Annotated in this window: 10 protein-coding genes and 3 pseudogenes; 8 read left to right on the forward strand and 5 right to left on the reverse strand. The window is 40.8% G+C overall.

Features of this window, described 5'->3' with window-relative positions; all coding sequences use genetic code 11:
- Positions 1-126: 126 nt before the first annotated feature.
- A complete protein-coding gene (locus IQ242_RS06030) occupies positions 127-1,767 on the reverse strand; it encodes an MBL fold metallo-hydrolase (RefSeq protein WP_193959357.1) in 1,641 nt (546 codons plus the stop codon).
- A gap of 24 nt (positions 1,768-1,791) precedes the next feature.
- Positions 1,792-1,914, reverse strand: a complete 123-nt coding sequence (locus IQ242_RS26665) for a hypothetical protein (protein WP_002737208.1) — start codon at positions 1,912-1,914, stop codon at positions 1,792-1,794.
- Between the two features lie 460 nt (positions 1,915-2,374).
- On the opposite strand from IQ242_RS26665, the gene IQ242_RS06035 reads away from it, so the two are divergent.
- Positions 2,375-3,034 (forward strand): restriction endonuclease, encoded by a 660-nt coding sequence (locus IQ242_RS06035; protein WP_193959358.1) that lies wholly within the window; start codon positions 2,375-2,377, stop codon positions 3,032-3,034.
- A 2-nt stretch (positions 3,035-3,036) separates the two neighbouring features.
- Entirely contained in the window at positions 3,037-4,491 is a 1,455-nt protein-coding gene (locus tag IQ242_RS06040) for an SAM-dependent methyltransferase (protein WP_193959359.1), read from the forward strand.
- 18 nt (positions 4,492-4,509) lie between these two features.
- Here IQ242_RS06040 and IQ242_RS25860 read toward each other — a convergent pair.
- A pseudogene (locus IQ242_RS25860) lies at positions 4,510-4,674 on the reverse strand (helicase); the annotation flags it as partial.
- 320 nt (positions 4,675-4,994) lie between these two features.
- Here IQ242_RS25860 and IQ242_RS06050 point away from each other — a divergent pair.
- From IQ242_RS06050 to cysK, 3 genes are all read left to right on the forward strand, one after another.
- Complete coding sequence (locus tag IQ242_RS06050; protein ID WP_002771699.1) at positions 4,995-5,141, forward strand: hypothetical protein; 147 nt, start codon at positions 4,995-4,997, stop codon at positions 5,139-5,141.
- Positions 5,142-5,247: 106 nt separating this feature from the next.
- Positions 5,248-6,483 (forward strand): RNA-guided endonuclease TnpB family protein, encoded by a 1,236-nt coding sequence (locus IQ242_RS06055; protein WP_193959360.1) that lies wholly within the window; start codon positions 5,248-5,250, stop codon positions 6,481-6,483.
- An 89-nt stretch (positions 6,484-6,572) separates the two neighbouring features.
- Entirely contained in the window at positions 6,573-7,532 is a 960-nt protein-coding gene (gene cysK / locus IQ242_RS06060; protein ID WP_193959361.1) for a cysteine synthase A, read from the forward strand.
- Positions 7,533-7,751: 219 nt separating this feature from the next.
- Here cysK and IQ242_RS06065 read toward each other — a convergent pair.
- Positions 7,752-8,467 (reverse strand): annotated as a pseudogene (locus IQ242_RS06065) (hypothetical protein).
- A gap of 512 nt (positions 8,468-8,979) precedes the next feature.
- Between IQ242_RS06065 and IQ242_RS06070 the strand changes: the two are divergent.
- The 3 genes from IQ242_RS06070 to IQ242_RS06080 all read left to right on the forward strand — a co-directional run bounded on the left by IQ242_RS06070 (position 8,980) and on the right by IQ242_RS06080 (position 12,291).
- Positions 8,980-11,214 (forward strand): patatin-like phospholipase family protein, encoded by a 2,235-nt coding sequence (locus IQ242_RS06070; RefSeq protein WP_193959362.1) that lies wholly within the window; start codon positions 8,980-8,982, stop codon positions 11,212-11,214.
- 354 nt (positions 11,215-11,568) lie between these two features.
- The gene (locus IQ242_RS27020) at positions 11,569-11,697 is read left to right on the forward strand and encodes a transposase (protein ID WP_228020847.1); all 129 of its coding nucleotides are present in this window, start codon (positions 11,569-11,571) and stop codon (positions 11,695-11,697) included.
- A gap of 87 nt (positions 11,698-11,784) precedes the next feature.
- The gene (locus IQ242_RS06080; protein WP_193959364.1) at positions 11,785-12,291 is read left to right on the forward strand and encodes a transposase; all 507 of its coding nucleotides are present in this window, start codon (positions 11,785-11,787) and stop codon (positions 12,289-12,291) included.
- Between the two features lie 107 nt (positions 12,292-12,398).
- On the opposite strand, the pseudogene IQ242_RS06085 reads toward IQ242_RS06080, so the two are convergent.
- Positions 12,399-12,622, reverse strand: a pseudogene (locus IQ242_RS06085) (hypothetical protein); the annotation flags it as partial.
- Between the last annotated feature and the right edge of the window lie 5 nt (positions 12,623-12,627).

Below are 12,627 nucleotides of genomic sequence, written 5' to 3' on the forward strand. Positions count from 1 at the left end.
AGGCATTTAGCGATTTTTGTTAATTGTTTTTTATCTAGAGCGAACTAATCAATTAAATCTCTTGCCAGATAAGGATTTAGTCGATTTATGCCCCCCTATCGAACCATACCAAGTAACGAAGAACCATTATATATTGGCCTCAAAAACGGGACAATAGCCTTCGGCAACCACTTTAAAACCGTAGAGGGGAGAAACGGGATTCCAACAGCGCTGACTTTTGTAGTGGACACAGACACGACAGCAATCCATCTCCTCTAAAGCTTTGGTGATACGATTGGGACTCTCGCTTAATAATTCCCGTTGGGAGACTCCCCGCAATAATAATTCTTCCCCTTGCCAGCGCGCTTCTACCAGTCCCGTATCGGCGAAATTACTCCACCGGGGATCCCGGGTGATCGGCTCTGGTAAGGTGATAGTGATGATCGAATCCGATTCATTTAATTCTCCCTCATAGTGACTGGGGGCCGGGGGTGTCGGTTGCAGAAAGCGATCGCCAATAGGCAATTCCACCAGGGTTCCCACGGCCGGAGAATGGAGTTGATAACGGTTCTGTAATTCTTCTAAACTGGTCAAATCCGCTAGATATAGGGGCGAGCCATGGACGAACATGATATGCTGCGGTCGCAGGTTATGGATTAGTTGGGTGGTGTTGCGACTATCGCTATGTTCCGCGAGTAGATAGGTTTCTTGGCTAATTAATCGCGAACGCTGTGCCGCTTTTAATCGGGGATTCTCTAGGTTGATATCGTGCAGGTGTTGGGGAACTAAGATTAACCAAGGTTTATCCCCTTGCAGATATTTACTCACCTCCTCTAGGCGATCGATTAGTAAAATTATCGGAGTGGTTCCCCCTAGAGGTGTCGGTTTTTCTGGCAACCTTCGCAACCGGGGACAGATGCGCTCATCCCAAAATAAGGGCTGATGTTTGGCAAAATTCTGGACAGATGCGGGAAATTGTGGTAAAATTTCTAGGTAGGCATCGCAGGCTTTAGCGATCTTGCCCCCAACCCAGATATCAATGTCGCGGCCCGTGAATTGGTGGTGCGATCGCAGTAATTTTAAAATTTCTTGACCCAATCCCAAAGCGGGGACGGGTAGTAGGACATTTTGTCCCTCAGCGATCGCATGATAGATGCGATTCATCAACTGTTTTTCCTGCTGTCGTCGGTGGGGATGGCGTTCTGTGCCGTAACTGCCTTCAATAATCAGCACGTCGGGGGATACTCCCCGCAGCAGATCGATCGATAATCCTTCCACCAGTTGAAAATTAGATAGGGAAAAATCGCCGGTATAGAGGACATTATAGGTGCGTTTGGGGGTTTTGTAGGTGAATAGTACCACGGCGGCCCCGGGTAGGTGGCCGGCCGGAAAAATCTCGACGGTGAGATCATCAAAGAGAGCGATCGGCGATCGCCATGGCCAACCCTGACAGAAACTGCCGATTTCCTCGGCAGAATCGGGCCATTGTAGGGGCAGCAGTTGTACTGTCACCTCACTGGCATAAACTGGCAATTGGGGATAGGTCTGATGGAGAGCCATTAACCCACGGATGTGATCGCTGTGGGCATGACTACAGAACACCAGATCCACGGGGGGTTTTTTATTTTGGGTGAGGGGTTGCATATCGGCCAAACCGCAATCTAAAAGTAGGCGATAGGGACCGATTTTCAGTAGGAGACAAACCCCTTCTGATGCGTGACCGACACCAAAAGGTAAACAGGATAAAAGGGATTTTGACCCCCAGACAGCAGTAGAGCGTTGAACCATGGCAACCCTGATCATGATAACTGGTTAGTGAGCGGAACCGTTGCCATCGTAGTTATCGCTATCGTAAAAACCGTTGCGGGTGCCGAAAAAGAGACAAGAGACGGTGAATACAGCCGTTAGTGCCAACAGGATTAATTTGATGTCCATATAATTAGTGCAACTCCTCAGAGGGTAATCTCCCCTCATACTAACCCAACTTTTTCGCTTGTTAGCAGCTAGGTTTCGGGTTTGACCATCGGCGCTCAACCTCTTTCCCCCACCATCGCCCGGTCTATGTTAATAATTAACGAAGGCAGCAAGCGGAGGGCAGGAGTCCGTTTTTGTAACGGGGATTTATACTCCGCTCCAAAAACTTTTCGCCAACCAGGAGCGAGGGACAAGGGTTGTGCGCGATAATTTTAGTTAATTTAAAAGTCTTGAGCAAAGCTAATCCCAAGTCACAGGACTACTTTTCTGTATCTCATATTAAGAAAAAACTATGAGCGATAATATTTTGTCTCAAGCTTCACAGCGATGTATTACATAGATGGCAGTTGACTTATAATTAAGAAAGCTTGCTAATTTTGTCAGATAGAAAAAACGAGGAGATTAATTAATTTAGCTATATATGTCAAGATTAACCCAAGAATCTTTAGGTAATGAGGCGGCTATATTTTCAGCTTTAGAGTCTCAACATCAAGAAGCTTCGCTCTACGGTGTTACAGATGGTAAAGCGATCGGAACCTACTTAGAACAAAAGTTTAAACTATATCTAAAAGAAAAATATGATTTTGTTGAGGGTAATGCAGCCAGTGGTATCGATTTTCCTGAGTTGCTGGTTGATATAAAAGTAACCAGTACTAAACAACCACAATCATCTTGTACTTTTAAATCCGCAAGACAAAAGATTTTTGGCTTAGGATATTCCTTAATTATTTTTGTTTATGAAAAGTTAGATAATAGTCTCAATCGCACTGCCAATTTAAGAATGATCACGACAATTTTTGTATCGGCTGAAAGAAGAGCTGATTTCCAGATGAATCGTGGTATTCGCAACATCTTAAACAATCAGGGTAACAAAGATGATTTAATTGCCTTTATGTTAGATAAAAACTTACCCGTTGATGAAATGGAAGCAGCCAATATAGCCGATGAAATTCTTGCTAATCCTCCAGTACAAGGATTTTTAACCATTTCCAACGCCTTACAGTGCAGACTACAATATACTAGAGTAATTGATCTTGCTGGTCAAGAAGAAGGATTAATAGCTATTTATAGAGAGAATTAGTCATGTCAGTTTCTCCAGTTAAAGTTGAATACGGCGACTTTCAAACTCCTTTAGAGTTAGCCGAAAAGATTTGCCAAAAGTTATCACAAATAAATGTTAATCCCAAGGTAATTATTGAGCCAACTTGTGGTACAGGAAACTTTTTAAAATCGGCAGCAGCTACCTTCAAACAAACTGAAAAAATTCTTGGCTTTGAAATTAATCCTAATTATGTTGCACAGATAGCCCAAGATGAGCAATTATGCCAAGATACAAGAATACAAGTTCATCAAAATAATTTTTTTGACTGTGATTGGAATGTTCTAACTCAAGCCTGGAAAGAGAATATTTTATTCTTGGGGAATCTACCTTGGATAACAAACTCAAAACAGGGATTGATTAATGGTAGCAATTTACCGCAAAAAAGGAACTTTCAAGGTTATCAGGGTTTAGATGCTATCACAGGAAAAAGTAACTTTGATATTTCAGAATGGATGTTAATTAAATTGATTGAATGTCTTAATCATCGTTCAGCTTATCTGGCAATTATCTGCAAAACAGCCGTTTCTAGAAAAATTTTGAACTATATTTATACTCAGAAAATTAATCTCACCTATTCGGCAATTTATCCGATAAACACTCAAAAATATTTTCAAGCTAATGTAGATGCTTGTATCCTATTTTGTGAATTTGATTCTCAATCAGAAAATTACTTTTGTGATGTTTTCAAGAGTTTTGAGGAAAGGGAGTTTCAGCGTATTGGTTATCAAAATGATATTCTAGTCAGAGATTTAAATACTTTTATCAGACTAGAGAAGTTATATCATCGGCATCCTCTAGTAGAAAAATGGCGTTCAGGTATTAAACATGATTGTTCAAAAGTCATGGAATTGCAGTTAGTTAATGGAATTTTTGTCAATGGTTTAAAGGAAATCGTTGATATTGAAACCACCTATCTTTATCCTCTCCTTAAAGGTTCAGATGTGGCACAAAATCGCCTAGAAATTATCAATAAATACGTTTTAGTAACTCAGAAGTTTATTGGTGAATCTACAGAAAATATGCGAGATATAGCACCAAAAACTTGGCAGTATCTAGTTAATCATGTAGATTACTTTGGGAATAGAAAAAGCAAAATCTATCAAAAGCAACCAGATTTTTCTATATTCGGCGTTGGTTCTTACACTTTCTCTCCTTTTAAAATTGCCATTTCTGGACTTTATAAGAAACTTAATTTTCAACTTATATCACCCTATCAAAATCAACCAGTTATTTTCGATGATACTGTTTACTTCTTAAGCTTTGATAATTTAGATACTGCTCAGAAAACACTACAGCTTCTCAATTCTTCCCTAGCGATGGAGTTTTATTCATCTCTGATATTCTGGGATGAAAAAAGACCAATAAAAGCCCGTATTTTAAATAGTTTGAATTTATCAGAATTAGGGGGTATTACTAACGCTAACGCAGCTAAGTAACGCACCTTACGGGATATTTTATGATAATTTTTTCATCTCCTCGATAATTGCCATTGTCTCGACGCTAACGTTACACCCACGGGTTAATAAGTCAACCACTTGCTCTTTATACTTTACAAAATGATAGGTATTAAATTTCTCAGCGATGGTTTTATCTTTAGGTTTCTTTTCTTTATATTGATCTTTATACATTATCATAACTACTCTAGAAGAGCCGCCCTTAATTTCTATGTGTTGTTCTTTCAATAGGGCTAAGTAGGTAGGCACAATTATTTGTAGGATGGGTTAGCGGTAGCGTAACATAATCGGGCGTTGGGTTTCATGCTTCAACCGTTCGGCAAAAGCTCACGGCCGAAGCCCAACCTACGTTCATTTTATATTTAATTCCACCCACCTACTTAGATTAGATTTAATAGTCATGACCGTAATTCTGACTTTAGTAACCTATCTATAGTTATTTTAGTACAAGTATAAGCTTTTGGAAAAAAGCAATCTTATCAGTCATGGTAGTTTTGCCTGTTTCTGGGAATCAACTCGGACCGACTAAAGAAACAAAGGAAAATGGAAATTTTGCCGATCTAGGGCTGGCCTTTGCTATAAGTGAGCTATATAGCGCCTCCTTGGCTAGTGAAGAAATTCTCAAACGCTAAAGCTGAGAGCTTACCGAAAAATTGGGTTTAAAGTTCCCCGCCCGACCGGGCGGCTTTTTCTTCTCAATAGTTGCTTATCAACCACCTCTTGTGATAAAATCAAGACATGATAGTTAGAGAAGCCAAGCTACTAAACGCCACTAAAGAGCAATACCAAGCTCTGGATGAAGCCATCCGTACCGCCCAATTTATTCGTAACAAAGCGGTTAGATACTGGATGGATAATTCGGGGGTAGGAAGAAATGATTTATATGCACTGTGCAAAGTCCTTGCTCAAGAGTTCTCTTTGGCCAAAAAGTTAAACTCTGCCGCTCGTCAAGCCAGTGCAGAAAGAGCTTGGGCTTCTATTTCTAACTTCTATACTCGTTGTCGAAAAGGAGAAAAGAAAAAAGGCTATCCAAAATTCAAAAAGCATTGTCGCTCTGTTGAGTATAAGGTTTCGGGATGGAAACTCTCAGAGGATTGTATGTATATTACTTTCACTGACGGTTTTAATGCCGGTGCTTTTTCTCTTTATTGCGACAAGGAAACAAGAGAAGACCTCTTTCGACTAAAGATTAATCGTGTTCGTGTTGTACGCCGAGCCGACGGGTATTATGCCCAATTTTGCTTTGATGCTGACCGCAAAGAGCAGGGAAACTATACAGGCAATGTTATCGGTCTTGACCTGGGATTGCAATATTTTTACAAAGACCAAAACGACAATGCTGTAGTTTATCCTAAGTATTTGCGAAAAGCAGAAAAAAGGCTAAAACGTCAACAAAAACGATTAAGTAAAAAGTATAGGAAAGGGGCAAAACCTCAATCCAAGAGCTACCATCGAACCAGAAAAAGACTGGGTAAACTCCACCTGAAAGTTCAACGCCAGCGGAAAGATTGGGCGATTAAGTTAGCCCGAAACGTAGTGGCATCTAACGATGTTGTGGTGTATGAGGCTTTAAAAGTGTCGAATCTGGTCAAGAATCATAACTTGGCTAAGTCTATTTCTGATGCAGGTTGGTATCAATTCACTCAATGGCTAGACTACTATGGCCAAATTTGGGATAAAGCAATAGTTGCGGTTGCACCCAACTATACTTCCCAAGATTGCTCTAATTGTGGTCATCGGGTGAAAAAGTCACTAAGCACTAGAACTCACTCTTGTCCTCACTGTGGAATTAAAATCTGTCGTGATACAAATGCGGCTTTAAATATTCTTAAAAGAGGAATGGAAGTTCTCGGGATGGAATGGCAAAACAGTACCCAAGGGCATTGGGAATCTGAGTCGGAAGACCGAAAGCATGGGGAGAAAACCGCCTCTACTATTGAAGGGAAACCAGAGATAACAAGTGGATTTCTATGAACTATGAATAAGAATCCCCCGTCGTTCATGCGGGGGAGTATGTCAACGCTATAACTAAGCACACGAATCACCCAGACTGAGAAAATATCATGCGTATCGCTCACGATGTCACCGAATTGGTTGGCCGCACTCCTTTAGTACAATTGAATCGGATTCCCCAAGCGGAGGGCTGTCTTGGCCGAATTGTGATGAAATTAGAAGGGATGAATCCCGCTGCTTCCGTCAAAGACCGTATTGGCACCCACATGATTAATAGCGCCGAAAAAGCGGGTTTAATCAATCCAGAAACCACGGTTTTAGTGGAACCCACCTCTGGCAATACGGGAATTGCTCTAGCGATGACTGCGGCAGCTAAGGGTTATCGCTTAATTTTAACTATGCCGGAAACGATGAGTTTAGAGCGCCGGGCAATGTTAAAAGCCTACGGTGCTACCCTGGAACTTACCCCCGGTTCCCAAGGCATGAAAGGGGCAATTTTACGCGCTCAACAAATTGTCGATAGTATCCCCGGCGCTTATATGTTGCAACAATTTCGCAACCCTTCTAACCCGGAAATTCACCGTCTCACCACTGCTGAGGAAATTTGGCAAGATACGGAGGGACAGGTAGATTTTATTGTTGCGGGTGTGGGTACTGGAGGCACGATTACGGGAGTCGCTGAATTGATTAAACCGCGTAAACCTAGTTTTCAAGTGGTTGCGGTGGAACCTTTCAATAGTCCGGTGATTTCTGGGGGTAATCCCGGTCCCCATAAAATTCAAGGTATCGGTGCGGGTTTTATTCCGGAAGTTTTACGCACAGATCTGATTGATGAGGTAATTACTGTCAGTGATGAGGAAGCTTTTCAATTTGGTCGTCGTCTGGCAAAAGAAGAGGGTTTACTTTCGGGGATTTCTTCCGGTGCCAATCTTTGCGCCGCGATTCAACTGGCCCAACGACCGGAAAATGAGGGTAAATTAATTGTGGTGATTCAGCCTAGTTTTGGAGAACGTTATCTGAGTACGCTGATGTTCCAAAATATCGAGGAGCGCGAGTTAACTTTGGTGTAAAAAAATATCGTCTTCAGCCTCTACAGTCAGCCTTTAGCTTTAACTATAGCAGTTATCTTAAATGGTGGCCTAGGATTCAGGTGCAGGTCGTCGGTCGTCAGTATTCTCCGAGTCGGGAGCCGGTCGTTAGGAGACAGGTTTTAGGTTTTGGGGTTTTGGGGTTTTAGTTCAATTTCCCCACTTCCCCACTTCCCTATACTTTTTAAACAGGATTTAGTATTAATCGTATTTTAGGAGGGATTTTTTCACCTGTAGGGGTATTTGTAAAGGTTGCGGTTTGATTGCCTCTTTGCCAGAAAAATTATCCAATAAAGCCGATCGCACTTGTGCATCGGTTTCTCGCGAGAGAAGATAACGGAAGTATTCTTGGCATTGTTCTCGACGACTGGGGGAAAGTTGCATTTCACTTAAACGTCGGACTGCCATTAAGCGCATTAAGGGATCATTGACTGTTAATTTTTCTAACCAGCGATCGAAGTTTTTTGACTCATTTTGACCGCGATGGTCGAGAAAATGCCATCCTAGCAGGATTAAAGTCAAAACCGTGCCAAATCCTTGCAAAATTGAGGCCAGAGCTAACCAGCGATTTTCGGCATAGGTCCAAATTGCCACAGCGAGATAGGTGGCTAAACTGCCTAAACCGCCACAGACTACCGCTAAAGTTAACTTACCGCTATCGGCACTGAAAAAAGCACGCCCCCACAGCCACAGCGATGGCCAGTTTTGACCCTGGAGAGGTAAACTCCAATCATCGCCCCCACCCCGGTTAAAGTGGCCAAAACTAGCTGCCAATTCCACGCCCAGAGGATCAAAAAACTAGCACAAGCTGCCGCCCATGTCAAGAATTGACGGGTTTTTTTTGCGGCGAGGGTTTTCATGACTCGACGCTGCAGAGCGGGGGAAAAATAGGGAGGAAGACGGAATACTGAAGACACGGGAAGTTTTTCACTGAGGGTTTGATGATCACTATAGCCTGTTCTCAGGCAGACAGATCATTTTTCTTGATAAAAATCCTCGTGGGAAAAGAGCGCAGTGCTAGGGTGGCCTAAAATTGCGATCAAGAATCAGCGCGAGTTCAGGTTGGCGAGCTTAGGTGTTAAGATTGTTTGCCATCAAACTGAACTTTTTTTAGTAATAAATAGCTCAACAATATTCTGTAAACTTATATATAGAAACCTCAAGAAATATATTAATTTGCGGTCTTTAGGGCAGCAAGTTCTGATAGACGATCTAGAGTAGTAAGTATAAGTACCGCACCTAATTTTACCTAGTCACGCCAGCTATCTAACTGGTTAAAACGTCCTTTGTCTCGGTTGAGTCTTGCGGGAATTTTGCAAGATGAGCTTACTTCTTTAACTCTGCAATAAAAGGGGATTGCTCCTTAGAATTTCCAGAGTGGTTGGGTTGTGTTTGCCTAAAAAATTTTTGAGCAAGGAGATTAAATATTATGGATACTTTATCTACAAATTCCCATCCCCGGCGTACCATTGCCTTGACTTTTTCTGGGGGAGGCTTTAGGGCAGCAGGATTTTCTTTAGGTACAATGGTTTTATTACAAAAACTGGGTTTACTGTCGAAAGTTCAAGCTATTTCATCTGCTTCTGGAGGCTCGATTGCCGCTGCTTTTTTTCTGATGGCTAAAGCCAAAGTTTATACACCAGAAAAGCCAGATTTACTTGATGGTAATTCTTTTTATCAAGAATTCTATACTCGCCTCAAGTCTTTTCTAGAAAGTGACAAGGTGGCCAATGGGATTTTGTCAGATTTGGGAGGTTCTCAAAAAATGATTAAAAATGCTGCCAATTGTTATAAGGAACAATTGTTAGAAACCCTATTCGGAATATCTAAACCCTCACCAGCAAGAGGAACAAAAGAAATAAATGAGAGAGTTTGGCAATTATTACAGGATGCTAATACTTCCCCCGACTGTTTAAGTATCAATTCCACTAATATGACTGATGCCTCTTTATTTAGATTTGCGATGTTACGGACAATTATTATCAGTGAAGATAAAGAAATCCGTAGAGAAGGGAAAGGAATAGTAATTGGCAACAAATTTATTGATATATCTGATCCGAAAAATCAACAAATCTGCCAAGATTGTCAAAATCTTAGCTTAGGAGACATGATTGCGGCTTCCTCTTGTTTCCCTCTTGGTTTTGAACCAATTATTTTTCCCGATGATTTTGGGGACAACCAAGAAAGTTTAAAACGCTTACAAAAACTTACCCCCAATCAAGATAGAGTTGCTTTAATGGACGCTGGTTTGTACGATAATTTAGCCTTAACTTCTGTTGAGTCCTTAAGGTTAACTTCTGTTGAGTTCTTAGGATTTTCTCTCGCTCAATCTAAGAAAATTAAACTACCAAATAAGATCGATCTTGTGATAGCCACCGATGCGGATAACCTTGAACCATCCAGTGCTTTATTAGAGCCGTCTAAACTCAATCAAGTCAAGAAATTTGAGGATTTAGATTTAGTTAAGAATTTAACAGGTTTTACAAGAACAGTCCTTCAGGCAATTATAAAACCTCTAAATTTTCTTTTCACCTCCTTTAAGTGTCGTTGGATTGGCTGGTTAGCTTCTCAAGTGGGTATTAGAGGAGATGAGCTTTCCGCTCATAACTCATGGCGGTCTCTTGACCATAACAAATTAGCCAAGCTAATTCCAGATCGACTCAAAGAATTATCTCCTGTATTTGGCTCTTTTTTGCAAAGAAATCGCAAACTTACTTATCAATTTTTGCAATATAAATATGAGCAAGAGTCCAACAATTCTAAAGTAGAATCCCAAAAGATTGATCTAGTTCGCAATTTGATCTTTGACCTTTATCGTAGAAATGACCAAGATTTGGCACTCAGTGAACTAGATTGTCAGGTGCAAGAGTGGAAAGAGGAGGCTCCCTTAGAATCAGGTGAAACTCTCAAACAAATCAAAAACATGATCGCAAAAATTAATACACTGGTCTTAGCTTTGGTCTTAGATGAGAATGAGGAACTAGATACTAAGGATTTGATAGGAAGATTTGAAATCAATGAAACCAATAACCAAGAATATCTAATTTGTCTATCTAAATTAGCGACGGCTCTACCGACAACACTTTGGTTAAAATGGTACAATGTTTGCAGTGTCGATAGTTCCGAAATCTCCCTAATCAAGAAAATTTTAGACCCTAAGTCAGTGCTAATCTGGAAAATAGATAATCAAGAGCAGACCAAGAAACTGATCACCAACTTAAAGATGACTTTTGCTAGTAAAAAAGAAGACAAAAGAGTGACGGCGGCGGAGGTGGTTATTGCCTGTGGTTTCGTGGCAGCTTGCTATAATCTCTTAGAGTATTCAGCCAGTAAAACCGAGCTACTTTATAGTAACCAATCGGATTTCACCTTAACTAAAGTGGACAGAAATAATCCTGAACAGATGAAAACTTTAGCCGAAATATTTAAGGCAAAATTTTCTGAAAAATATCAAGACTTAAATCTAGACATCGGAGAAATTAAAAAAGCCGCTGCAATCTGGTGGGAAATTATCTCAAGGGAGTCTCCTAGTCAGAATTTTTCAGAGGAAGAAAGTTTACATCTATTTATTAAACATATCGTCCAGATGTTGGAGGAGTTGCCAGCAGCAAAAGTCTTGGCAGTGATGGAGAGAAGGGATGCGATCGCTACCTTGTTGAAGTGAAATCTACTGGCTTTGTCTGTTTCTCTTGCAAAAATCAACATAAAAAAATAGGTTCTGAGAGGCAAAAAAATGACTACTCAACTACAACAAAAAGCCGGACTTGAAAAAGATTTGATCACCGGGACAACAGTAATTGCTTAATTGTCTTATAGAACCCATTTGGTATCTTTTATAATGTAGATGCTAGGCTGAAAAGGTGAAGCGAAAACCTTGTCCATTATAGGTTTCAGGGAAGAGAGTCTGTAGCCTGTTTAACGGCAATACTTTGGTCTGAACCCCGTCAGTGAATGCGCCACCGTCTAGTCGTCCCCGAAAATCGATACTTTGGAGTAAGCCAAAATGTACTCAAGTAGTATGACGGATAAAGAGTGGTCTATCGTAGAACCGCTATTGCCAAAGAAGAAATTGACTGCCCCCCCAAAATGGACAAAACGACAGATTTTAGATGGGATTTTCTATCAACTCAAAAATGGCTGTAATTGACCGGACCTCCCGAAAGATTTCCCGACCTACTCCACCGTGTTCTGGCATTATAAACAGTGGAGAAGTCAGGGAATCATCCAAAAAATAATGGAAGAATTACATCGCCGATTACGACAACAAGAAAAAAAAACTTATGGAATTAAACGTCATCTAGCGACGGATAGTCTTGGTTTTCCGTTTTTCGCTCATTGTACTCCCGCCAACCTATCTGATGACCAAGGATTGATTGAGTTGTTAACTCGAGGTATTGACTATTTCAAGTTAAAACCGTCGGAACTGCCTAAGACGACTATTCTTCTAGATAATGGTTATCATCCTGACAAAATAGAGAAAGATTTGGTTAAGGTCTATCCAGAGATAATGACTAAAATTCAGTTTGAACTGTCTCCAAAACCGTCAAAAACCGAAAAAGCGGAGAAGGGTTTATCAGGATTCGTACCTGTAAAAACTCGATGGGTGATTGAAAGAAGTAATTCTTGGATGGAACGCTGCAAATCTTTAGTCAAAAATTTTGAGTGCACTTTAGAACACTCCACTACCAAAATTCATCTCTGTTTTCTTCGACTTCTACTACGACGATTAGCTGTATCCTAAGATACCAAATGGATTCTATAGAGTTTGTCAGCGAAACGTTTTTTCGTTTTAGCTGAAGCGGTAACGCAAGTCCAGAAAACGGGTTTCTTCGAGAAACCCGTTTTCTCGGCACGATAGTTATAAATATACATCCTCTGAGGGAAATTTTCTTCCCATTGGCTTTGAATTTCAATGTGAATCAAAATCCAGACTTCTTCTCCACTGAGTAACCAAACTTTATAGAGTTTGTCAGCAAAACGTTTTTTTGTCTTAAAGTCCAGAAAAACGCTTCAAAATACTCGGTTAAAGCTTCTTTCCAGGGTTCATCATAATTGGCGGTTGTTCGGTTCATTTGAG

It is taken from the genome of Microcystis sp. LEGE 08355, assembly GCF_015207185.1.
Classification (GTDB): domain Bacteria; phylum Cyanobacteriota; class Cyanobacteriia; order Cyanobacteriales; family Microcystaceae; genus Microcystis; species Microcystis panniformis.